We start from the raw sequence: 24761 nt of genomic DNA, 5'->3' as shown, positions 1-24761 counted from the left end.
AAGTTGGAAAAGTATTAATGTACTTCTATGAGGATACTTAATGCAGGGGACAAATGTACGCAATTAGACTTGAACTCAAAACTAATTGGAGATTTATTTTTAATAATAAATGTTTTTTCGTTCTCTTTGAAAGAACAGACAAGTTTTAAAACGGAAATAACTGTTCCTCAAATACATATTTATACTTTAAAAGCTATTATACAGAAAGTTATCCTGTACTACATATCAAAAAGATAACCAATCTCCAGCCAGATCAGCATTCTTTATAGCAACAGACCAGATACTTTCCGTAGAAGGAATTATTATGGAAGAAATTTCAGGAACAGGAACTACAGAAAATTCTTCAGTTTCCAAACAAGCTGCGAGAAACCGCAAAGTAATAAAATACAGAAAGAGAACTTATCTTTTTCATCTTCCCAACCATAATTCCGGATTAAGTTTAGCCGTTTCCTTACGAAGTTGAAAATGCAAGACCGTATTACCCGAACTATCTGTATGGATAGTACCAAGAACGGTACGTGTATTGACTTTGCTGCCTTTAGAAACCGATACGGAAGAAAGGTTGCAATAGACAGAGATGTAATTACCATGACGCACCAGTATATTGTTCAAACCATTATACTGGAAAATAGCCGAAACTTCTCCATTGAAAACGGCACGTGCCTGCGCTCCCGGTTTGCCCTTGATATCAATCCCTTTATTATCCAGTTTCACATTACGCAAACCATCTACGGCATACTGTCCGTAATGGCTGACAATCACGTATGGACCGGTAATGGGAACCGGCAAAATACCCCGGTTACGTTCAAAACTGCCCGACAGCTGGCGGTCCTCATTATTCAGACTGAACTTCTCCACCGGAGCGACCTTCTTTGTAGACTCATTTTTTTCCGTAGATTTAGAACGGGACGCCCCTCCCGTAGTTTCACGCTCCGCTTTCTTAGCTGCTGCCGCCTTTGCGGCAGCCTCAGCAGCGGCTTTCCTACGAGCTTCCTCCTCTGCACGCTTTCTAGCTTTCTCTATTTCAATTTCAATCAAACGGTCAATCTGGGCATTCAATTGCTCAGCCGAACGTTTTTTCTTCCTTATCTCGCTTTGTATACCTTTCTGCTTCTTTTGCAAATTCGCCAAAAGAGTCTGGCGCTCCTTTTCCTGAATCTCCAGTTTGGCCTTTTCAACCTCACCCTGTTTTAAAAGATTCTGTTTGGCATGCTTAGTTTGTTCCACTTCTCTTTTTTTAGCGGCAATTTGCTTCTGCTTACGTTCTATCTCCATTCCTTGAAGGCGCTGGAAGTTTGCATATTCCTGCACATAACGCATACGACGGTAAGTCTGACTCAAATTCTCGGCAGAAAAAATAAACATTAATTTCTCTTGAACAGACTTGTTACGATACATGTATTGCACCGAAGTTTCATACTTCCGCTTCTTGTCTTTCAAATCACGCTGAAGTTTATTCAGTTGTTTCTGTAAAGAAGCGATCTCACTTGTCAATGTATGAACATCACTCTCTATGGTATTGATATATTTTCTTCTCTCCTCAATCTGACCTGTCAGCAAAGCAAGGTTGTCCAACTGGCTTTTCACATCCTTTTTGGTAGATTGCAACAAAGTTTCAGACTCGGCAATCTGCTGGTGAAGTTCCTTCCGTTTGGCTTCAAGCTCCCTTATTTTCCGAGTACTTTGCGCTGAAATAGTACTTAAAAAGCAGCAGGCTATGAGTAGTAAGAAGATACGTTTCATTATTTAATAAGCTGTTTTAGCAAATCTTGCAATTCTATTCTTTCGTATTTTCCGGGCACTTCGGTATGAGCTTCCCAATCCTTATTGGTAGAAAGGCGGGAAAGTTCAAATACAGCCGTAACCGGTTTGGCAGCCCCTTCAAAAGAAACCGTCATAGTTCCCGGAAACTGTCTCTGCTCCAACGGACGAAACTTATCATAACGCCAATTTATCCCGTACCGGGTACCGGACAAGCCGATATGACTTTCTTTCAGCAGCCCATCATTTGTATTGGTACGAAAACGGTAGGCGAAATGTTTGCCGTTCTTAACTTCTATTAATGCATTTTCGTTTTCAGGACGCACAGCAAAGGACGAAATATCACGGACAGTCAGCACCTTTTTTCCCGGAAGAAAAATTTCATTCATAAACAAGGCCTGCAAAGTATGAAAATCCAAATCAGCCTTTGCCAGATTCTTCAATTCATCAAAAGGAACTTGTACATAACGTTTGTTCATGCGATCCATCACTAAAACTCCGTCCGGAGATATTTCAGCACGTGCCACTTCAATACCCAAAAATGGAGCGATAGAAAGCTGGATTACTTCATCACGTTTCATGCGCAACGTACCATTTACTTTAGTCGGTCCTTTACCGTTCAAGTCAACGGCCAATGACATTTTCGCAGTAATTGCATCCCATCCCGGAGAACGGCTAATCAGCTCTTCCATATATTCCGACTCGGATAAATTGCCAATAGATACCCCTTTCTTCATACTCCGGGTAGATGAACATGAAGAAATAAATATAATCAGCAAAGCGCTAAACAAATAAAAACAGACACGTTTCATCATTCTGCAAAGTATTTCTTTTGTACAATTTTCTTTCTCAATAAGTTCAATTCCTTTTCACTACGTTCTTCACTACCTTCTTGAGGAGGCTCCTTGGATAATTTTTCCGCTTGTTGCCAATATTCCAAAGCCTTTTCACGATCTCCATTCATATAGTAAATATCTCCACAATGCTCTACAACAACGGAACTTTTACTTCCATCATTCTGCATAGCCTGGTCAATGTAAATTTTTGCTTCTACATATTTACCTTTCTCAAAAAGTATCCAGGCATAGGTATCCAGATACGTACCATTGGTAGGTTCGGCCTTTACGGTACGATAACTCATTTCTTCCGCTTTATCCAGGTTTTTACGCTCTACAGACAGGTAATAGGCATAATTATTCAAGGCCCCTATATTGTTTTCCTTATAAACCAAAGCGGAATCGTATGCGGCATATGCCTCCACATTCATCTTCTTTATATGATAAAGATCCCCCATAATGGCATAGAAATCAGAAACGATATCCTTATTGCTTTTATCTGTTACTTGATTCACTCCTTTTTTAAAAACCTCCAATGCCTCGTCTGTTTTCTCTTTCTGATGATAGGCCAATCCCATATAATAATAGAATTCCAATACATCCGGAGTATATTCTAAAGCAGGAGCACACAATTTGATTACTTCATCCATATTCTGCTCACGAATGGCAAAACTCAATAGCTGCAAGCGTGCCGGCGTATTTTCCGGATCAATTTCAAGCACTTGGTGCAAAACAGGGGTTGCCTCTTTATCCATCTTTTTCGTCAGAAGATATTGGGCCGCCAACATAGCAATATCTGCATTCTCTTGTTTTTCCTTCAATATAGAAGTAAACAGGCCTGCTATTTTCGTACTGTCCTTGTTCGTTTGCTCGGAACGCAGAATAAGCTGGCGCATAATGTTCATCTTTGTATCGCTATCCACATTATCATTCAGCAAAATAGTATCCAACTGTACCTGATACAAACTATCCTGCCCTTTTTTCTCGTAATAAGAAGCCATGGAAAGCAACGCCGGCGCATAGCCCGGTTCTTCCTTCAATACTTTCTGATAAGTTTCGTATGCTTCTTCTTCCTTACCGTTGTTCAGATAGACATCTCCCAAAATGGTAAGATAACGCATGTCATATGGATATTCTTTTGCCAAATTCTCAATCTCCGTAAATGCCTGCTGGTCATTGTTCATGGCCAGATACATACGGAATTTCTCCATGCTGATTTGTTCAGACTTCCCATCCAAGGCTTCAAGGCGGTTCAATGTATTAACTACCTGCTGATAGTCCTTGGTACGGGTATAGAGATCAATCAAAGCCATCAACGGTTCCAGACGTGAGGGGAACTGGCTCGCCATATCCTCATAAACATAAATGGCTTTCGGGTAATTTCCCTTACCTTGATAATAGGCTGCCAAAGTTTGCTTATACCAAAAGCTCTTAGGATCGGCATCCACTGCCTTCTTCAAAGCTTCCTCCCCTTTTTCCGGCTGATTGAGAAACATATGGAAGCGGGAAATTTCGAACAAAGTAGCGGCTCCTTGCGGATAAATGTCCAAACAGTGACTATACATTTCGAAAGCCGCATCCAAGTCACCTTTTTCCTTCATCCGAAGCGCTTCCAAAAAGAAATAGTCGTATTTACGGCGCTGCTCCGGAGTAAGCGGATCCTTTTCCTCCACAACAGCTTTATTTCCGGACAAGCCGGAAGCTCTCTTCACCGTACCGCATGAAACAAGCATGCCTATCAGACATACACATAGCATGGGCACATATTTCAATCTTCTATTCATTGTTTCCTTTTACTTTTTTCCGGTATGTCCAAAGCCACCTGCACCACGTTCCGTTTCGTCCAGCACCTCCACTTCCTGCCATTCGGCATGTTCGTGACGGGCTACAACCATTTGCGCAATGCGCTCCCCATCTTCTATCATAAAATCCTCAGATGACAAATTGACCAGGATAATACAAATTTCACCACGATAATCGGCATCAATTGTGCCCGGAGAATTCAGGACTCCGATGCCTTTCTTAATAGCCAGCCCGCTACGTGGACGGATTTGCGCTTCAAAACCTTCAGGCAATGCGATATAAAGTCCCGTAGGAACCAAACAACGTTGCAAGGGTTTCAGCACAATCGGTTCGTCAAGATTAGCACGGATATCCATCCCTGCCGATTGCCCGGTAGCATACTCGGGTAAAGCATGTTTTGATTTATTGATTACCTGTATTTTCATAATTTTAATAATTTATCAATATGCTTATATGGCAATGTGCTAATAATTTGCAGACAACAAACACAGTCCAGACATGATACAGCCCATTGGCATATTGACGAATCAACACATTGCCACATGATTAATAAGGTGCGAATTTACACATTTAGATGGATTTATCTAAGCGTTTACAGTTTTTTAAACGGAAGTTTCTTACTTTTGCAAACAGATAAAGCCTGAATTATGAACTGGAAACAATTAATATCAAATAAACGCTTCGGCATGGAAGAACTACACGAGGCCCGTAAAGATGACCGTACCGAATTCCAACGCGATTATGACCGTCTCATCTTCTCAGCACCTTTCCGTCGTTTGCAAAACAAAACTCAAGTATTTCCTTTACCGGGTAGCGTATTTGTACACAACCGGTTGACTCACAGCCTTGAGGTTTCTTGTGTGGGGCGTTCTTTAGGAAACGATGTCGCCAGCCAGCTTCTGAAGAAGCACCCAGCCTTGGCCGACTCCCATATATCGGAAATAGGTTCCATCGTTTCATCCGCATGTCTGGCACACGATCTGGGAAATCCTCCTTTCGGTCATTCGGGAGAAAAAGCCATTTCAACTTACTTCTCGGAAGGACAAGGAATGGCATTGAAAAAAGAACTTTCACCGATGGAATGGGATGATTTAACCCACTTCGAAGGAAATGCCAATGCATTCCGAATCCTCACCCACCAGTTTGAAGGAAGACGGAAAGGAGGGTTCGTGATGACCTACTCCACACTGGCGTCCATCGTAAAATACCCTTTTTCCTCACAATTGGCAGGAAAGAAATCAAAATTCGGCTTCTTCTTAAGCGAAGAGGCTGATTATCAGAAAATAGCCGGAGAATTAGGGATTATCCGGCTCAGCAAACCGGATGAGCCTTTACGCTACGCACGCCATCCGTTGGTCTACCTGGTAGAAGCCGCAGATGATATTTGTTATCAGATGATGGACATAGAAGACGCACATAAATTAAAACTTCTGACACATGATGAAACCAAAGGACTGTATATGCAGTTCTTTGATGAGAAAAGAAGAAAACGCATTGAAGAAGTTTGCCGGATTGTAACAGACGTCAATGAACAGATAGCTTATTTACGTTCTTCGGTCATAGGCGCACTGATAAAGGAATGCACACGAGTATTCACTGAAAATGAAGAAAAGATATTGACCGGGGAATTTGAAGGCACCCTGATAATGCACATTTGCAGTCCATTGAAAGAGGCCTATGACAATTGTTCTGCAATTGCCTTTCAAAGAATATATCGTTCCAGCGATGTGCTGGACATAGAATTGGCAGGATTCAGGGTTATCAGTACCTTGATTGACCTGATGATTAATGCAGTGTGCTCTCCGGAAAAAGCGTATTCACAACTACTTATCAACCGCATATCCGGACAGTACAATGTCAACGCACCTACTTTATATGGAAAAATTCAAGCCGTGCTGGATTACATATCGGGCATGACAGACGTATATGCGCTCGACCTCTACCGGAAAATCAAAGGCAACAGTCTGCCGGCAGTATAATAAAAACATTGTCAGATGCGAGCAAGATGAACCCTGTAAATTTTATCTGCACCTGACAATGTTTCCCCAAATACTACTATTAGTCCGATTATTTGGTCAGTATGGGATGAGCGCCTGAAGTTATTTTCATAGCTTCAGGATGTTGCTTTACAAACGATTCGATATGACGTACCCGTTTGTCTTCCAGAATTTCATTGACTGCAATCAGAATTCCGGTTTCCTCCACATCTCCGAATCCATAATTAATCGCTGTTCCAAACATACGCATTGTAGGAGACAGACTCATATATGCATTGACCAAAGGAGGAATATTATACCCCAGCTTACGCACTTCCGTATTCAAGATCTTGTAATCTTCTTTAAAGGAATCATAACAGAAAAGATTTTCCAACATTTTCTTATCTGTTTCTATTTCCAGCGGTTTCATCGGAGTTATCAATTTATCTTTATCACCGAAATGTTTATTCAGGAAGTATAATATCATGTCACGCCCCTGACGATGATAACTAGGATACATAGTCATCTTACCAAAAAAATATTTCACATTAGGCTTAATCACGGTTAATGCGCCCAAACCATCCCACAAATTATCCAAAGCAAACAATCCCTTGGAACCGGCACGGGTTGACTGATATTCCAATGTAACAAATGAGCGTCCCAACTCCACCGTGTAAGGCAAATATTCTTTCAAAAAAACTTCCGAGAAATTAAACATGTGAGCAGTAGCCAGCACAGGCTTCCCATGTTCATCAAATTGCACCTCATCCCCCAAAAGATAACGATAACCTCCCAAAATCTCCTCCGCTTCAGGATTCCATACAACTAATTGCTTATATGGATTTTCCATCACGTCATATTCATCGATATCCATCGCCTTTCCTGTTCCGCCACCTGCAGCACGAAAGGCTATTTCTCTCAACCGGCCAATCTCCTTCATCACATTGGGTGAATCCTGATACGTTATGACGTAAATTTCATTATGACTTTTATTCGTAAACCTCAGGCGTTTATCCTCGGAAAGTTCCGCCTTCAGAATCTCTTTGCTAATCGGTGCAATAATTTCTTCCATATCTTTTTTCTCTCTTTTGTCTATTATAGCTTGTAGACTACATCTTTTACAAACTGCGCCCACTGAGCCGGGGTCTTTGTCTTGTCGAAAGTTTGCCAAGGAATGGGTTTTCCAATGGTCAAGGTAAAGGTTTTATGACGATTTTTCAACATTTCATCTGCCAAGTAAAGCATAGCAATATTAAACTTAATGCCAAGTGCCTTACATATATTTGCCAAATTATAAAAAAAGTCTGAGTTCCGGCCCTCAAAGTGCAAAGGTACCACATCACGATGCGTTTCAATACTTTTAGTGACAAATGTCTTTTTCCATTCCAAATCCTTGATTTCCCCACCCTGTCTACGGGAACATAACCCCGCAGGAAACATAATGATATGATTATCCGAGGCAAACCCTGCCTCTACCATCTTCGGGAAATCCCTGGATTGCGAGCCTGTTTTATTGATAGGAATACATAAAGGAGCCAAACCATGCAAATTCATCAACAAATCATTGACCAAATAGCGTACATTACCATTGTAATGTTTTCCCAATATATACCCCAAAGCAACTCCATCCTGTCCCCCCAGCGGGTGATTGCTGACAAAAGTGCATTTACCGTTTTCAGGCAAGTTTTCCAAACCTTTTATCTCCACTTTTGCATCCAGGAACTCCATACAAGCTTCCAGAAAGTCAACTCCGACTTTATTTTTGGAGTCTTTTAAAAAGACATTCAGTTCATCCTGATGCACGATATGCTTCAGGTACGAAACGACAAAACGGGGAATATATTTATATTTTTTCCCGGCTTTCGTTTTCAATATCTTTTCTATGTCGATTAAAAATATAGAGTCGTCAGTCATTTTGCAAACGTTCTTTTCCATGCAAAAGTAACTTATCTTTTTTTATATTGGCAATTTATGACAGAAAAAACTCTTAATCCCTAAAGAAATTAAGAGTTTTTGTGTATGAAACTATACAAATTCTTTCATTTTTGCGCAAAACAAAAACGAATGTGCAATAGTTTGGTTTCGTTTTTCAACCTCCGAGAAGCTGCCCTTTCCATTATTTTTTATCATAAAATTATTAATTTTAAACCTCCTGTTTACCAAGCTACTAGCTACATTAACAGCCTGTTGAAAACTTCTCGAAATATTTTCTTAAAATATTGTGGGGAATTGTGGGGAATTGTGTAATTTTACACCTTGAACAATATAATAAGGTGTAAACATGCGATTTCTTGGGAATTCTGAAGCAAAGACGGATGCAAAAGGCAGAGTGTTCCTGCCTGCCGTATTCAGGAAGCAGCTACAAGCTGCCTCCCAGGAGTGCCTGATTTTACGCAAAGACACCTACCAAGACTGCCTGGTACTTTACCCTGAAAATGTGTGGAACGAACAAATGAACGAACTACGTTGCAAACTCAATCGCTGGAATTCCAGACACCAAATGATTTTCCGTCAGTTCGTTTCGGATGTAGAAGTTATCACATTGGATGGAAACGGGCGCTTTCTGATTCCAAAACGATATTTGAAATTAGCTAAAATACAGCAAGATGTACGTTTTATCGGATTGGACGACACTATAGAAATCTGGTCTAAAGAAATAGCAGACAAACCCTTCATCACACCGGAGGACTTTGGAAAAGAATTGGAAGAAATTATGGGAACTAATAACAACGTAGAAATAGAATGAGTGAAGCAAAACAGATATATCATGTACCGGTATTATTAAACGAGAGCGTAGACGGAATGAACATCCAACCCGGAGGTATTTATGTAGATGCCACTTTCGGCGGCGGAGGACATTCCAAGGAAATTCTAAGCCGGCTGGATAGCACCGCGCATCTATATAGTTTTGACCAAGATGAAGATGCCGAGAAGAATATTGTAAGCGACAGCCGCTTCACTTTTGTGCGTAGTAACTTCCGCTATCTTCCCAACTTCCTACGTTATTATGGCGTGGAAGGGGTGGATGCCATTTTGGCCGATCTGGGCGTTTCCTCACATCACTTTGACGACTCCGAACGTGGATTCTCATTCCGCTTCGAGGGCAAATTAGACATGCGGATGAACAAACGCGCAGGTATGACAGCTGCTGATGTAGTGAACACCTATGACGAAGAACGTTTGGCTAATATTTTCTATTTATATGGTGAATTGAAGAACAGCCGCAAACTGGCATCAGCCATCGTTAAAGCACGAGGTGTAAAACAAATTGTCACCATCGGTGATTTCCTCGAAGTCATCAAACCGCTTTTCGGACGGGAACGTGAAAAGAAAGAGCTCGCAAAGGTGTTCCAAGCTTTACGCATAGAGGTAAATCAGGAAATGGAAGCATTGAAAGAAATGCTTTATGCAGCAACCAAGGCACTGAAACCGGGAGGCAGACTGGTAGTAATCACCTATCACTCTTTAGAAGACCGCATGGTAAAGAATATCATGAAAACCGGAAACATAGAAGGCAAGGCCGAACAAGATTTCTTTGGTAATGTACAGACACCTTTCAAACTAGTCAACAACAAAGTTATTGTTGCCGGCAACGAAGAAGTGACACGCAATCCGCGCTCCCGAAGCGCCAAGTTGAGAATTGCAGAAAAGAGATAACGAGATGGAAGAAGAACTGAAACAAAATACACAACAACCCAAAGACGGACAATCTGCTTCGCCCAAGCATATGTCTATCCGCAGCATATTAGGAGGAGATATCCTTGCGAACGACTTTTTCAAAAGACAGACCCGTTTGCTGATTCTCATCATGATCCTGACTGTACTATACATAGACAACCGTTATAGCAGCCAACAGGAACTCATTGAAATTGACAAGTTGAAAAAAGATTTGATCGATATCAAATACGATGCATTGACACGCTCTTCCGAACTGATGGAAAAGAGCCGCCAGTCACGTATTGAAGAATATATTTCGACGGAAGACAGCCCCTTGCAAACGGCTACCAACCGTCCTTATTTAATAAAGAAAGACTAAGCCCATGATGCCCAACCAAAAAAACATAATGCTCCGCTTCTCCTTCATCATCCTGGTCATGGTGTTGATAGGCATTGCCATTATCTGCAAAGCCGGCGTCATCATGTTTGCCGAGCGTCAATACTGGAAAGACGTAGCCGACCGTTTTGTAAAAGAAAACGTCACCGTACGTCCTACCCGTGGCAACATCATCTCATCCGACGGCCAGCTGATGGCAAGCAGCCTTCCCGAATATAAGATTTACATGGACTTCATGATAAATAAAAGGAAGGGCGAAACCGAAGAAGAGGAAAAGACACGGCTGAAGCTACAACATATCAAAGACTCAGTTCTTTATGCAAACCTTGACACAATCTGCAAAGGGTTACATGAAATATTTCCTGATAAAAGTGCCGCCTTTTTCAAACAGCACATCAAAAACGGAAGAAAAAAAGAGAGCCGCAGTTGGTTGCTCTACCCCAAACGCATTTCTTATATACAATATAAAGAAGCAAAACGTCTGCCCGTATTTAACCTGAACAAATACAAAGGCGGATTCCATGAACAGGCATTCAATCAACGGAAAAAGCCTTTTGGCTCACTGGCAATGCGTACATTGGGAGATATGTATCCAGATATAGAACAAGGTGCAAAGAACGGGCTGGAACTTTCATACGATTCCATATTAAAAGGCAGAAACGGTATCACTCACCGTCAAAAGGTAATGAACAAATACCTGAACATTGTAGATATTCCTCCTGTAGATGGCTGTGATATCATTACAACCATTGATGTAGGTATGCAAGACATTGCAGAAAAAGCATTGGTGGATGAATTGAAAGAAATCAACGCTACTGTAGGCGTTGCCATTCTGATGGAAGTGCAGACGGGAGACATCAAAGCTATCGTCAACATGACCAAATGCAATGACGGCATTTACAGAGAAATACGCAATAACGCTATCTCAGACATGATGGAGCCAGGCTCTACTTTCAAAACCGCATCCATACTGGTAGCGCTGGACGACGGAGTCATCACTCCGGAAACGGTGGTGGAAACCGGTAACGGGGTCTATATGATGCACGGCCGCTATATGAAAGATCATAACTGGCATCGTGGAGGCTACGGCACTATCAACACAACAAAATCATTGATGGTGTCCTCAAACATCGGTGTATCACGGTTGATCGATGATCATTATCATGATAATCCGGAAAAGTTTGTACGCGGACTGCATCGAGTAGGCATTGCCACTCCGTTAGATCTCGATATTCCCGGTGCCGGCAAGCCGAACATCCGCATCCCCAACAAAGACTTGAGCAATTGGTCACGTACTGCACTGGCATGGATGTCTATTGGCTATGAAACCCAAATTCCCCCCATCAATACACTGGCATTTTATAATGCTATAGCCAATAACGGAGTAATGGTCAAGCCCCGTTTTGTGAAATCAATAGTCAAAGACGGGCAGGTAGTGGAAGATATTGCTCCTGAAATACTCAACCCGGCCATCGCTTCCCCCAAGGCTATCAGCGAGATACAAACGATTTTGGAAAAAGTTGTCAGCGAAGGACTGGGAAAGAAAGCAGGATCCAAGCAATTCCATGTATCCGGGAAAACCGGTACTGCACAGGTTTCACAAGGAAAAGCCGGGTACACGAATGGCACACGCCGTTATTTGGTAAGTTTCTGTGGATATTTTCCTTCAGAAGCGCCTAAATACAGTTGCATTGTAGCCATCCAGAAACCTGGACTCCCCGCCTCGGGTGGTCTGATGGCCGGCAGCGTGTTCAGTAAAATTGCCGAACGCGTATTTGCCAAACATCTGGCACAAGATTTGAAAGAAGCAAAAGACTCAACTTCTATCCTTATTCCGGATGTGAAAAACGGGGATATAAGTGCGGCACATTATGTACTGAACCGGATAAATGTAAATTCATCCGGAGTTTCGGAACAATCAACCGAAGGCAAACCGGTATGGGGAAATGTGACTAGTAATCCGGACAATGTATTATTCAACAAAAAAGACATTAACAATAAACTTGTACCAAGTGTTATTGGTATGGGCGCAAAGGATGCTGTCTATCTGCTTGAAAGCATGGGATTGAAAGCCCGCATTACCGGCATCGGTAAAGTGAAGTCACAAAGTATCCCGGCCGGCAACACTTTGCGCAAAGGACAAACCATACAATTACGATTAAATTAACAGTGTAACAGGAAGAATATGAAACTGGAAAAGATTATTAAAGGAATAACAGTCAATGAAATCATAGGTGATGCATCCCAAGAAATTTCGGGAATAAACATGGACTCGCGCCTGATAGAGCCTGGTCATATTTTCGTTGCTGTAAAAGGAACGCAGACTGACGGACACACTTATATTCAAAAAGCAATAGAAAAAGGAGCCCGTACAGTGGTATGTGAGAATCTTCCTGAGACATTGATTGAGAATGTTACCTACATCAAAGTGAACGATACGGAAGACGTTGTCGGGAAACTGGCAACTACGTTTTACGGCGACCCCACCTCGAAATTGGAACTGGTCGGTGTTACAGGCACCAACGGAAAAACAACTATTGCCACCTTATTATATAATATGTTCCGTAAATTCGGATATAAAACAGGACTCATTTCCACTGTATGCAATTATATAGATGAGGAAGCCATTCCAACTGACCATACCACCCCTGACCCTATTACACTAAACAAACTGCTGGGGCGCATGGCAGATGAAGGATGCAAATATGCCTTTATGGAAGTAAGCTCACATTCTGTAGCACAAAAACGGATCGGTGGTTTAAAATTCGCAGGCGGTATATTTACCAACCTTACCCGTGACCATCTGGACTACCATAAAACTGTAGAGAACTATCTGAAAGCCAAAAAAGCATTCTTTGACGGTCTGCCTAAAACAGCCTTTGCCTTAACCAATCTGGATGACAAAAACGGATTGGTCATGACTCAAAATACCAAAGCAAAGGTACACACCTATTCGCTGCGCAGCTTGAGTGATTTTAAAGGAAAAGTGCTGGAAGATGGATTCGAAGGAATGCTGCTTGATATAAATAATGTGGAAGTCAATGTACAGTTCATCGGACGTTTCAATGCTTCCAACCTGCTGGCAGTCTATGGAGCAGCCTGCCTGCTTGGGAAAAAGACAGAAGAGGTATTGCTGGCATTGAGTACTCTTCGCCCCGTTGCCGGGCGTTTTGACTCACTGCGCTCACCCAAGGGATACACCGCCATTGTGGACTATGCCCATACTCCGGATGCCTTGGAAAATGTGCTGAATGCCATTCACGAGGTCCTGAATGGCAAAGGTCATGTAATTACGGTAGTAGGCGCCGGCGGCAACCGCGATAAAGGCAAACGCCCCTTGATGGCACAAGAAGCGGTAAAGCAAAGCGATAAGGTCATTATCACCTCTGACAATCCCCGTTTTGAAGAGCCGCAGGAAATCATCAATGATATGCTGGCAGGGCTGACTAAAGAGGATATGCGTAAAGTGATAAGCATAGCCGACCGTAAAGAAGCGATCCGTACAGCTTGTATGCTGGCCCAAGCTAAAGATGTCATTTTAGTTGCCGGGAAAGGACACGAAAATTATCAGGAAATCAAAGGTATAAAGCACCATTTCGACGATAAAGAAGTATTAAGAGATATTTTTGCTAATGAATAAACCAACCAAAAGATGTTATATTATTTATTTCAATATTTAGAAAAGTTCGATTTTCCCGGAGCCGGTATGTTCGGTTACGTTTCATTCCGTTCATTGATGGCAATCATTTTATCATTGTTGATCTCAGCTATCTTCGGTGAATATTTCATCAACCTGCTCAAACGTAAACAAATAACCGAAACCCAACGTGACGCATCTATAGACCCTTTTAATGTGAAAAAAGTTGGTGTGCCGACGATGGGAGGTATAATTATTATTGTCGCAATTCTCATACCTTGCCTCTTGTTGGGGAAGCTGCATAATATTTACATGATATTAATGTTGATTACCACCATTTGGCTGGGTACGTTAGGCTTTTTGGACGACTATATCAAGGTCTTCCGTAAAGACAAAGAAGGGTTGCACGGCAAATTCAAGATCATCGGCCAAGTAGGTTTGGGACTCATTGTGGGACTCACCTTATATTTAAGTCCGAGCGTGGTTATCCGTGAGAACGTAGAAATACAAAGAGGAGGAGAAATTGTGGAAGTGGTGCACAAGGAACAAGATCAGAAGTCCACCAAAACTACGATTCCTTTCTTCAAGAACAACAATTTGGATTATGCTGATTTCGTAGGTTTTCTGGGAAACAATGCCCAGGCTGTAGGTTGGATTATTTTCGTATTAGTTACCATCTTCGTAGTTACTGCCGTATCTAACGGTGCCAACCTGAATGACGGGATGGACGGGATGGCAGCCGGAAATTCTGCTATCATCGGTCTTACCTTAGGCATATTGGCATACGTATCCAGCCACATCGAATATGCAGGATACCTTAATATCATGTACATTCCCGGCAGTGAAGAACTGGTAATCTTTATCTGCTCCTTCATCGGCGCACTGATCGGTTTCCTTTGGTACAATGCTTTTCCCGCCCAAGTATTTATGGGCGATACCGGCAGCTTGACCATTGGTGGTATCATAGCGGTATTTGCAATCATCATTCATAAAGAGTTGCTTATACCTATTCTCTGTGGAATCTTCTTGGTAGAAAACCTTTCGGTTATTCTACAGGTGAGATATTTCAAAAGCGGAAAAAAGAAAGGACATTTGCAACGCGTATTCAAACGTGCCCCTATCCACGACCATTTCCGCACTACATTAGCACAGTTAGACCCCAATTGCAGTTATCTGTTCATGAAACCCAACAGCGTATTCCATGAATCAAAAATCACGGTACGCTTCTGGATTGTCACCATCGTACTCGCTGCAATTACGATTATTACATTAAAGATAAGATAAACGAAGATTATGGCTAAAAGAATTGTCATACTAGGAGCCGGAGAAAGCGGTGCGGGAGCAGCCGTTCTGGCAAAGAAACAAGGTTTCGACACCTTCGTTTCAGACATGTCCACGATTAAGGACATATACAAAAACATGCTGAACGAGCGAGGCATCGAATGGGAAGAAGGCAAACATACCGAATCTCTCATTCTGAATGCGGATGAAGTAATCAAAAGTCCGGGTATTCCGAATGATGCCCCGATGATTCTTAAGTTAAAGTCACAAGGCACCCCTATCATCTCCGAAATAGAATTTGCGGGACGTTATACCAATGCCAAAATGATTTGCATTACAGGAAGTAATGGAAAAACAACAACTACTTCGCTGATTTATCATATCTTCAAGAAAGCAGGTATGAATGTGGGACTAGCCGGAAATATCGGCCAAAGTCTGGCATATCAGGTAGCAGAATGCAACTATGATTATTATGTGATCGAGTTAAGCAGTTTCCAATTGGACAACATGTACAAGTTCCATGCCAACATTGCCGTATTGATGAACATCACACCGGATCATCTGGACCGTTACGACCACCAGATGCAAAACTATGTGGATGCAAAATTCCGCATTATCCAGAACCAGACCCCGGACGATGCCTTCATCTTCTGGAACGATGACCCCATCATCCAGCGTGAATTACACAAATATGGCATTCATGGCCATTACTACCCTTTTGCCGAAAGGAAAGAGGAAGGAACCGCCGCATACGTGGAACAGGACAAGGTTTATTTTACAGAACCAATCGCTTTCAACATGGAACAGGAGGAACTGGCGCTGACCGGAACCCATAATCTGTTCAACTCCATGGCGGCCGGTATCTCTGCCAACCTGGCGGGTATCCGCAAAGAGTGTATCCGCGAGGCCTTGGGTGATTTCAAGGGAGTGGAACACCGCCTTGAAAAAGTCTGCCGGGTAAGAGGGGTGGATTATATCAATGACTCCAAGGCTACCAATGTGAATTCCTGCTGGTATGCTTTGCAAAGCATGAAAACCAAAACCATCCTGATATTAGGCGGGAAAGACAAAGGCAACGACTATAACGAAATTGCCGACTTGGTAAAAGAAAAATGTACCGGATTGATCTACATGGGATTGCACAATGAGAAATTGCATGATTTCTTTGACAAGTTCGGCCTGCCTGTAGCCGATGTACAAAGCATGAAGGATGCCGTAGACGCTGCTTACCGGATGGCCAAGAAAGGCGAAACCGTACTATTAAGTCCATGCTGCGCCAGCTTCGACCTTTTCAAAAGTTACGAAGACCGTGGCGAGCAGTTCAAGGAATGTGTAAGAAACCTGTAATATAGTATTAAGGTATATAGATAATGGATCTGATAAAAGACTTGTTCAAGGGCGACAAAGTAATCTGGATTATTTTCCTGTTTCTTTGTCTGATCTCTATCGTCGAGGTATTTAGTGCCGCCAGCACGCTTACCTACAAAAGTGGGGATCATTGGGGACCTATCACCCAGCACAGTGTCATCCTGATGGTAGGTGTGTGCATTGTGGTACTGGTACATAACATTCCCTACAAATATTTCCGTGTGTTTCCCGTCTTCCTGCTACCCCTATCGACATTATTGCTGATATTTGTAATGGGTATGGGATTGATTACCGGAGACCGTGTCAATGGTGCAGCCCGTTGGATGACTTTCTTCGGTATCCAGTTCCAGCCTTCCGAACTGGCAAAAATGGCCGTGATTATTGTCACCGCATTTATTCTATCCAAGTTTCAGGAAGAAGACAATGCCAATCCGAAAGCATTTAAATATATCATGTGGATCACCGGAATTGTTTTCATTCTGATTGCTCCCGAAAACGGCTCTACCGCAGCACTGCTTTTCGGAGTAGTCTTTTTAATGATGGTGATCGGCCGGGTACCCTGGAAGCAATTGGCCAAGTTAATGGGAATAGCCGGAGTTATGGTGGCTTTTTTTGTAGGCATAGTGATGATTATGCCCACACACAAACTGAACAAAGTCCCCATGATGCACCGTGTAGAAACCTGGCAGAACCGTATAAACGGCTTCTTTGAGGACAAAGAAGCCGTTCCCGCCGCCAAATATGATATAGACAAGGACGCCCAGATAGCACACGCCAATATTGCTATCGCCTCCAGCAACATCATAGGAAAGATGCCGGGTAACAGTGTGCAGCGGGATTTCCTGTCACAAGCATTCTCGGACTTCATCTTTGCTATAATCATAGAAGAGCTGGGGTTGCTGGGAGGCGCCTTTGTAGTGATTCTCTACATCTGGCTGTTGATGCGGGCGGGTAAAATAGCCCGAAGAAGTGAAAAAAGTTTTTCTGCCTTTCTGGTGATGGGCATCGCCCTGTTGCTGGTATCTCAGGCGATGCTTAACATGATGGTGGCCGTAGGTCTGTTCCCCGTCACCGGACAACCCCTGCCGCTTATCAGCAAAGGGGGAACCTCTACACTCATCAACTGCGCCTACATCGGTATGATATTAAGTGTCAGCCGCTACGTGGCTGAGAAAGAAGAACAGAAAGCCGCCGAGCAACAAGCGCAGAAAGAAGCCGAACTGGCAGCCAAGACCGAACGGCATCAGGAAATGGTAGCTGCCATGCAGGAAGCCATTACCACACTTCCGTCGGGTGACAATGCCACCACTTCCCTCCCGCCGGAGGAGAACTCGCTGCCCGATGACTTGAAGGCAATGCTGAATGCAGCCGGGAAGCGGGAGCCGGAAGAAGAAATATAATATAAACCATTCATTTTAAAAGTATTATTTATACTTTTGCGAATAATTCGACTAAAAAGGAATTATGGAAGAAAATTTAAGAATCATCATCAGCGGAGGAGGAACCGGGGGACACATTTTCCCCGCAGTCTCTATTGCCAACGCCATCAAGGAACAACATCCCGAAGCGGAAATCCTGTTCGTAGGCGCTGAAGGCAGAATGGAGATGCAACGCGTTCCTGCTGCCGGATACCCTATAAAAGGATTACCTGTTGCCGGATTCGACCGTAAGAACTTATTGAAAAATGTTTCGGTTCTTTTCAAATTGGTCAAAAGCCAGCTATTGGCACGTAAAATCATCAAGGATTTCAAGCCACATGCAGCAGTAGGTGTAGGCGGATATGCCAGCGGTCCTACTTTGAAAATGGCCGGGATGATGGGTATTCCGACACTGATACAAGAGCAGAACTCTTATGCCGGAGTAACCAACAAACTATTGGCAAAGAAAGCCTGCAAAATATGCGTGGCATACGACGGCATGGAACGTTTCTTTGAAAAAGACAAGATTATCCTGACCGGAAACCCTGTCCGCCAAGGACTGCGCAACCATCACATCAGCCGTGAAGAGGCTATCCGCTCCTTCGGGCTGGACCCATCCAAGAAAACAATCCTGATTGTAGGAGGAAGCTTGGGAGCACGCACCATCAACAACTGCGTGATGGAAGGTTTGGACAAGATTAAAGCATCCGGCGCGCAGTTTATCTGGCAAACCGGGAAAATATATATCGGCGAAGCACGCGCCGCAGTAGCCCAGGCCGGTGAGTTACCAATGCTCCACGTAACCGATTTTATCAGCGATATGGCCGCCGCATACAGTGCTGCCGATTTAATAATCAGCCGTGCCGGAGCAGGTTCCATCTCCGAGTTCTGTTTGTTGCAGAAACCCGTCATTCTGGTTCCGTCACCTAATGTGGCCGAAGATCATCAGACCAAGAACGCACTGGCGCTGGTCAATAAAAACGCAGCACTCTATATCAAGGACGCCGCTGCCAAAGAAGCTCTGCTGGACAAAGCGGTTGAAACCGTGAAACAGCCGGAAACATTGAAAAGTTTAAGTACAAATATTGCTAAATTAGCCTTTACCGACTCAGCCAACGTTATTGCCCGGGAGGTATTCAAACTGGCTGATAAATACAGAAAAGAAAATGGACGTTAACACATTAAAATCAGTTTATTTCATCGGTGCCGGAGGTATCGGCATGAGCGCATTGGTACGCTACTTCCTGTCAAAAGGCAAGAAGGTAGGCGGATATGACCGTACGCCCAGTGAACTGACAGAAAAGCTGATAGAAGAAGGAGCAGCCATCCATTACGAAGAAAGCACGGAACTGATAACGGATGCATTCCGCGACCCGGCAACTACATTGGTTGTCTATACTCCGGCTGTCCCCGATACACATAAAGAGTTTACCTATTTCCGGGAAAACGGTTTCGAGATACATAAACGTTCGCAGGTATTGGGAATGCTTACCCATGCAGGAAAAGGACTTTGTGTAGCCGGCACTCACGGTAAGACCACCACTTCTACCATGACAGCCCATCTGTTACACCAATCCCATGTAGGATGCAACGCCTTTTTGGGAGGCATCTCAAAGAATTACGGCACCAACCTGCTGTTGTCTGACAGCAGTGAATACATGGTTATTGAAGCCGACGAGTTCGACCGTTCTTTCCATTGGCTCTCGCCCTACATATCAGTGATTACCGCAACCGATCCCGACCATCTGGATATCTACGGAACCAAAGAGGCTTATCTGGAAAGCTTCCGCAAATATACCTCACTCATCCAGCCGGGAGGTGCATTGATTGTACGTAAAGGCATCGAGCTGCAACCGGCTTTGCAGAATGGTGTGAAACTGTACACCTATTCCCAAGAAGAGGGTGACTTTCATGCAGAGAATATCCGTATTGGGAACGGTGAGATTTTCTTTGATTACGTATCACCCTTGGGAAATATCCCCAATATACAGTTGGGTGTCCCCGTCAGCATCAACATTGAGAACGGGGTAGCCGCCATGGCTTTGGCGCAGATGAGCGGATTGACTGACGAAGAAATAAAGAGAGGTATGGCAAGTTTCCGCGGAGTAGACCGTCGTTTCGATTTCAAGATAAAGAACGACAAGGTGGTTTTCCTGAGCGACTATGCGCACCATCCTTCCGAGATAAAACAAAGCATACTCTCCATGCGTGCCCTCTATCGGGACAAGAAGCTGACGGCTGTTTTCCAGCCGCACCTCTACACACGTACCCGTGATTTCTACAAAGATTTCGCCGACAGCCTTTCCTTGTTGGACGAAGTCATCCTGGTAGATATCTATCCGGCACGCGAGCAACCCATCCCCGGCGTCACCAGCAAACTGATTTACGACCATCTGCGTCCGGGCATCGAGAAGAGCATGTGCAAGAAAGAAGAAATTCTAGACGTACTGAGCAAGAAAGATATAGAAGTATTAATCACCCTGGGTGCGGGCGACATAGATAACTATGTACCCCAAATCTGCGGATTACTGAATAAAAAATGATAAAGAAAATTCTCATACTCCTGTTTCTGTTGCTGATAACCGCCTACCTTATTGTAGCCGTTACCGCTTTCAACACCAAGCCTGCCGACCAGGTTTGCAAGGGTATGGAATTGATTATCAAGGACAGTATAGACCATGGTTTCATCAGCCAGAAAGGGATACTCCGCTTACTGAACGGTAAGAAGCTCTCCCCTGTGGGTAAGAAGATGGGTGACATCAACACCCGCCTGCTGGAAGAAGAACTCAGCCAACATCCCTTGATTGAAAATGTGGAATGTTACCGTACACCGGGATGCAAGATAGGTATCGAAGTGACACAGCGCCTCCCCATCCTCAGAGTGATGGCAAACAACGGAGACAACTATTATATTGACAATAAAGGAAAAATCATGCCGATACCCAACAGTTCGGCACACGTAGCTGTTGTTACAGGATACGTGGATCGTGATTTTGCCGTCAAGGAACTATATACCTTAGGAGTCTTTCTACAGGCCCATCCGCTATGGGATGCCCAGATAGAGCAGATCAACGTGACACAAGCCAAAGAACTGGAACTGGTTCCACGGGTTGGCGAACATATCATATTCTTAGGCAAGCCCGGGAATTATGAGGAAAAGTTCGAGAAACTAAAAACTTTTTATGAGAAAGGACTGAACCAAGTAGGCTGGAACAAGTACAGCCGCATCAGTCTGGAATTTAATAATCAGATTATTTGTACTAAAAAAGAGAAGTAAGATATGGCAGCAACAGATTTTATAGTAGCAATAGAACTGGGATCCTCCAAGATCACAGGTATTGCAGGAAAGAAACATGCGGACGGAAGCATACAAGTGCTGGCCCTCGCCAGCGAAAACTCTTCGGATTTTATCCGTAAGGGAGTGATTTACAATCTGGACAAAACCGCACAAAGCCTTACTTCGATTATCAAGAAACTGGAATCGACATTAAAGGCTTCTATCGGAAAGGTCTATGTAGGTATCGGAGGACAATCTCTACGCACCATCCGTAATACGGAGGTACGTCATCTGGAAGAAGAAACCAAAATTTCACAGGAACTGATTGACTCCATCATGGACAGCAACCGCGAAGTCCCCATCATAGACCAGGAAATACTGGAAGTGGCCCCCCAGGAATATAAAGTAGGCATCAACCTGCTGGCCGATCCTGTAGGAGTTCCCAGCGATCATATAGAAGGGCGTTTCCTTAATATCATCGCCCGCAGCAGCGTGAAGCAGAACATTGACAAATGTTTCAAACAGGCAGGAATCGAAATAGCCGACTACATCATCTCACCGTTGGCTCTGGCCAATGCCGTACTGACCAACAGTGAAAAACGTTCGGGCTGCATGTTCATCGACTTTGGCGCAGATACGACTACCGTATCTGTCTACAAAAACAACATACTCCGCCATTTGGCAGTCATCCCACTGGGAGGAAGCAACATCACCAAAGACATTTGCAGCCAGCAGATTGAAGAGGAAGATGCCGAAGAACTGAAAAAGAAATACGGCAATGCCTATGCCGACAAGTCGGAAGACGGAGATGACAACCCTACCTACTCGCTGGACGGGAAATGCAGTATTGAGTCACACTTACTGGAAGACATCGTAGAAGCGCGTGTCAATGAGATACTGGCCAATGTATGGAACCAGATTGTTCTTTCGGGATATGAAGACAAACTGCTGGCAGGAGCTATCATTACCGGCGGTGCCGCCAATCTAAAGAATATGGAGGAAGCATTCAGCAACCGTACCAAAGTAGAAAAGGTAAGAATGGCCAAAGAAAGCCAGCTAAGCCTGAAAGGTGGCATGATGGAACTGAAAAAAGATGGTACATGCAATACAATCATCGCTTTGCTAGGAGCCGGGAAAGAAAACTGTTACCGCCCGGAACGTCCTATCCAAGTACCTCTCTTCGATGAAAGCGGCGAGAATGTGGAAGACAAAAGGAAAAGAGAGAAAGAAGAAGCAGCCAGAATAGCAGCGGCAGCCAAGAAAGCAGAGGAAGAGGAGAAGCTGCGAAAAGCCACTTGCGAGAGCCTGATAAGAAACGCAAAAGAGCTGAAAGAGGCAGGCAAATACAAAAATGCCTTGTCGCAACTGGCCAAAGCACGCGATCTGGGAGTGGCAGAAGCTTTGAACCAAATACGCGACCTGGAAAAAGAAATCAAGAGTTTGAAAGAAGCCAACAATCCGATCAAACGGCTGACCGACTTGTTTGGAAGGATTCTGGAAGAATAATAACGAATTACATCACCTTAATATAATATAGAAGATTATGTCTGATGAAACTATAATGCCATTCGATTTCCCGGCAGAAAACCCGACTATCATTAAAGTAATCGGTGTGGGAGGTGGCGGCGGCAATGCCGTAAATCACATGTATAAAGAAGGTATACACGATGTAACATTTGTTGTGTGCAACACAGATAACCAGGCGTTGGCCGAATCCCCCGTTCCCGTGAAGTTGCAACTGGGAAAAGAAGGATTAGGAGCCGGAAACCGCCCGGAGCGTGCACGTGAAGCAGCCGAAGAAAGTATAGAAGACGTAAAAGGAATGTTGAACGACGGCTGTAAAATGGTATTTATCACTGCCGGAATGGGAGGAGGTACCGGAACCGGTGCGGCTCCGATCATTGCCAAGACAGCCAAAGATATGGATATCCTCACCGTAGGTATTGTCACCATTCCGTTCCTTTTTGAAGGAAACCGGAAGATTGACCAGGCGCTGGACGGCGTGGAGAAAATGAGCCAGCATGTAGATGCCCTGCTGGTGATCAACAATGAACGTCTGCGTGATATTTATTCGGACTTCAGCGTGATGAACGCTTTCGGCAAAGCGGATGACACTTTATCCATAGCAGCCAAGAGTATTGCCGAGATTATCACTATCCGCGGTACCATCAACCTGGACTTCAATGACGTGAAAACAGTACTAAAAGATGGTGGGGTAGCCATTATGAGTACGGGATACGGCAAAGGGGAAAGCCGCGTAAGCCAGGCTATCAATGATGCGCTCCATTCCCCGCTGCTGAACAACAACGATATCTTCAACTCGAAGAAGATCCTGTTCAACATCTCTTTCAGCACCAAGAGCGAGTTGATGATGGAAGAGATGAATGAGGTTCATGACTTCATGAGCAAATTCGGCAAAGACGTGGAAACCAAATGGGGGCTCTATATCGACGAGTCGCTGGAAGAACAGGTGAAGTTCACCGTACTTGCCACCGGCTTCGGCATCAAGGATGTACCGGGCATGGACAACATGATGAACAAACGCACCATCGAGGAACAAAAGAAACTGGAAGAACTGGAAGAAGAGGAACAGCGCAAGGATGAACGTCGTGGAGATTACTACGGCAAAGACACCTTCAAGAACAGCAACAAGAAGAAACGCCATAACATTTACATCTTCAGCCTGGAGGATCTGGACAATGATGACATTATCAGTATGGTGGAAACGACCCCTACTTTCCAACGTACCAAAACTGTGTTGGAAAGTATCCAGTCTAAAGCAATAGCCGAAGAAGAGGAAACATTCAATAACGATGCCGAAAACGGCGGAATAACGATCACATTTTAACAACTAAAATAGAAAAGAACCATGGATTTATTTGACGTAATCAGCAACGATATCAAAGAGGCTATGAAAGCCAAGGACAAAGTGAAACTGGAAACTTTGCGTAATGTGAAAAAATTCTTCCTTGAAGCAAAGACAGCACCGGGCGCCAACGACACTTTGACGGATGACGCTGCATTGAAAATCATGCAGAAACTGGTAAAACAAGGGAAAGATTCAGCCGCCATTTACCAAGGTCAGGGCCGCGCCGACTTGGCTGAAGCCGAACTGGCCCAAGTGGCAGTGCTTGAAGCCTATCTGCCCAAACAAATGAGTAACGAAGAACTGGAAGCCGCTTTGAAAGAAATTATTGCAGAAGTGGGTGCCGCCGGTCCTCAGGATATGGGTAAAGTCATGGGTGTCGCCACCAAAAAGTTGGCAGGCAAAGCCGAAGGACGTGCCATCTCGGCTAAAGTGAAAGAATTACTGGGATAATACTCCGGCAATCCATATTCGAGAAACGAAA

General features: G+C 43.8%; 21 protein-coding genes. 15 read left to right on the top strand and 6 right to left on the bottom strand.

Translation table 11 applies throughout. The features are described from left to right. Window positions 1–408: 408 nt before the first annotated feature. From BVU_RS07145 to dut, 4 genes are read right to left on the bottom strand one after another with little or no spacing between them, the layout of a single operon-like run. Window positions 409–1743: a murein hydrolase activator EnvC family protein gene (locus tag BVU_RS07145; protein ID WP_005845356.1), complete on the bottom strand. Its 1335-nt coding sequence runs from the start codon at window positions 1741–1743 to the stop codon at window positions 409–411. Then, complete coding sequence (locus BVU_RS07140; protein ID WP_005849594.1) at window positions 1743–2576, bottom strand: DUF4292 domain-containing protein; 834 nt, start codon at window positions 2574–2576, stop codon at window positions 1743–1745. Before BVU_RS07140 ends, BVU_RS07145 begins: the two co-directional genes overlap by 1 nt. Next, on the bottom strand, window positions 2573–4381 hold the full coding sequence (locus tag BVU_RS07135) for a tetratricopeptide repeat protein (protein WP_005845352.1): 1809 nt from the start codon (window positions 4379–4381) through the stop codon (window positions 2573–2575). Before BVU_RS07135 ends, BVU_RS07140 begins: the two co-directional genes overlap by 4 nt. A 9-nt stretch (window positions 4382–4390) precedes the next feature. Beyond that, window positions 4391–4825, bottom strand: coding sequence for a dUTP diphosphatase (gene dut / locus BVU_RS07130; protein WP_005845350.1), 435 nt, complete (start codon window positions 4823–4825; stop codon window positions 4391–4393). Window positions 4826–5047: 222 nt separating this feature from the next. On the opposite strand from dut, the gene BVU_RS07125 reads away from it, so the two are divergent. Beyond that, window positions 5048–6379, top strand: coding sequence for a deoxyguanosinetriphosphate triphosphohydrolase (locus tag BVU_RS07125; RefSeq protein ID WP_011965169.1), 1332 nt, complete (start codon window positions 5048–5050; stop codon window positions 6377–6379). Between the two features lie 88 nt (window positions 6380–6467). On the opposite strand, the gene BVU_RS07120 is transcribed toward BVU_RS07125, so the two are convergent. Both BVU_RS07120 and BVU_RS07115 read right to left on the bottom strand, forming a co-directional pair. Further along, window positions 6468–7448, bottom strand: a complete 981-nt coding sequence (locus BVU_RS07120; RefSeq protein WP_005845337.1) for a GNAT family N-acetyltransferase — start codon at window positions 7446–7448, stop codon at window positions 6468–6470. Window positions 7449–7471: 23 nt separating this feature from the next. Beyond that, window positions 7472–8290: a 1-acyl-sn-glycerol-3-phosphate acyltransferase gene (locus tag BVU_RS07115; protein WP_005845335.1), complete on the bottom strand. Its 819-nt coding sequence runs from the start codon at window positions 8288–8290 to the stop codon at window positions 7472–7474. Between the two features lie 367 nt (window positions 8291–8657). Here BVU_RS07115 and mraZ point away from each other — a divergent pair, with 367 nt between their 5' ends. The 14 genes from mraZ to BVU_RS07045 all read left to right on the top strand — a co-directional run bounded on the left by mraZ (window position 8658) and on the right by BVU_RS07045 (window position 24730). Beyond that, window positions 8658–9122 (top strand): division/cell wall cluster transcriptional repressor MraZ, encoded by a 465-nt coding sequence (gene mraZ, locus BVU_RS07110; protein ID WP_005845333.1) that lies wholly within the window; start codon window positions 8658–8660, stop codon window positions 9120–9122. Beyond that, a complete protein-coding gene (gene rsmH, locus BVU_RS07105; protein WP_005845329.1) occupies window positions 9119–10033 on the top strand; it encodes a 16S rRNA (cytosine(1402)-N(4))-methyltransferase RsmH in 915 nt (304 codons plus the stop codon). The genes mraZ and rsmH overlap by 4 nt, the downstream gene beginning before the upstream one ends. A 4-nt stretch (window positions 10034–10037) precedes the next feature. Continuing rightward, window positions 10038–10412 (top strand): FtsL-like putative cell division protein, encoded by a 375-nt coding sequence (locus tag BVU_RS07100; protein WP_005845324.1) that lies wholly within the window; start codon window positions 10038–10040, stop codon window positions 10410–10412. A gap of 4 nt (window positions 10413–10416) precedes the next feature. Next, window positions 10417–12597: a penicillin-binding transpeptidase domain-containing protein gene (locus BVU_RS07095; protein WP_005849607.1), complete on the top strand. Its 2181-nt coding sequence runs from the start codon at window positions 10417–10419 to the stop codon at window positions 12595–12597. An 18-nt stretch (window positions 12598–12615) separates the two neighbouring features. Then, on the top strand, window positions 12616–14070 hold the full coding sequence (locus BVU_RS07090; RefSeq protein WP_005845321.1) for a UDP-N-acetylmuramoyl-L-alanyl-D-glutamate--2,6-diaminopimelate ligase: 1455 nt from the start codon (window positions 12616–12618) through the stop codon (window positions 14068–14070). A 12-nt stretch (window positions 14071–14082) separates the two neighbouring features. Beyond that, the gene (gene mraY / locus BVU_RS07085; RefSeq protein ID WP_011965168.1) at window positions 14083–15351 is read left to right on the top strand and encodes a phospho-N-acetylmuramoyl-pentapeptide-transferase; all 1269 of its coding nucleotides are present in this window, start codon (window positions 14083–14085) and stop codon (window positions 15349–15351) included. A 9-nt stretch (window positions 15352–15360) separates the two neighbouring features. Continuing rightward, on the top strand, window positions 15361–16695 hold the full coding sequence (gene murD, locus BVU_RS07080) for a UDP-N-acetylmuramoyl-L-alanine--D-glutamate ligase (RefSeq protein ID WP_011965167.1): 1335 nt from the start codon (window positions 15361–15363) through the stop codon (window positions 16693–16695). Between the two features lie 23 nt (window positions 16696–16718). Next, window positions 16719–18116, top strand: coding sequence for an FtsW/RodA/SpoVE family cell cycle protein (locus BVU_RS07075; RefSeq protein ID WP_011965166.1), 1398 nt, complete (start codon window positions 16719–16721; stop codon window positions 18114–18116). Between the two features lie 64 nt (window positions 18117–18180). Continuing rightward, on the top strand, window positions 18181–19311 hold the full coding sequence (murG, locus tag BVU_RS07070; protein ID WP_005845311.1) for an undecaprenyldiphospho-muramoylpentapeptide beta-N-acetylglucosaminyltransferase: 1131 nt from the start codon (window positions 18181–18183) through the stop codon (window positions 19309–19311). After that, on the top strand, window positions 19301–20677 hold the full coding sequence (murC, locus tag BVU_RS07065; protein WP_005845309.1) for a UDP-N-acetylmuramate--L-alanine ligase: 1377 nt from the start codon (window positions 19301–19303) through the stop codon (window positions 20675–20677). Before murG ends, murC begins: the two co-directional genes overlap by 11 nt. Further along, complete coding sequence (locus BVU_RS07060; RefSeq protein ID WP_005845306.1) at window positions 20674–21411, top strand: cell division protein FtsQ/DivIB; 738 nt, start codon at window positions 20674–20676, stop codon at window positions 21409–21411. Before murC ends, BVU_RS07060 begins: the two co-directional genes overlap by 4 nt. Window positions 21412–21414: 3 nt before the next feature. Beyond that, the gene (gene ftsA, locus BVU_RS07055) at window positions 21415–22917 is read left to right on the top strand and encodes a cell division protein FtsA (RefSeq protein ID WP_005845303.1); all 1503 of its coding nucleotides are present in this window, start codon (window positions 21415–21417) and stop codon (window positions 22915–22917) included. Between the two features lie 37 nt (window positions 22918–22954). Further along, window positions 22955–24259, top strand: coding sequence for a cell division protein FtsZ (ftsZ, locus tag BVU_RS07050; protein ID WP_005845300.1), 1305 nt, complete (start codon window positions 22955–22957; stop codon window positions 24257–24259). Between the two features lie 21 nt (window positions 24260–24280). Further along, the gene (locus BVU_RS07045) at window positions 24281–24730 is read left to right on the top strand and encodes a GatB/YqeY domain-containing protein (RefSeq protein WP_005845298.1); all 450 of its coding nucleotides are present in this window, start codon (window positions 24281–24283) and stop codon (window positions 24728–24730) included. Window positions 24731–24761: the final 31 nt, after the last annotated feature.

This window comes from Phocaeicola vulgatus ATCC 8482, assembly GCF_000012825.1.
In the GTDB taxonomy this organism is placed as follows: domain Bacteria; phylum Bacteroidota; class Bacteroidia; order Bacteroidales; family Bacteroidaceae; genus Phocaeicola; species Phocaeicola vulgatus.
This window is presented reverse-complemented; position numbering and strand designations above follow the sequence as displayed.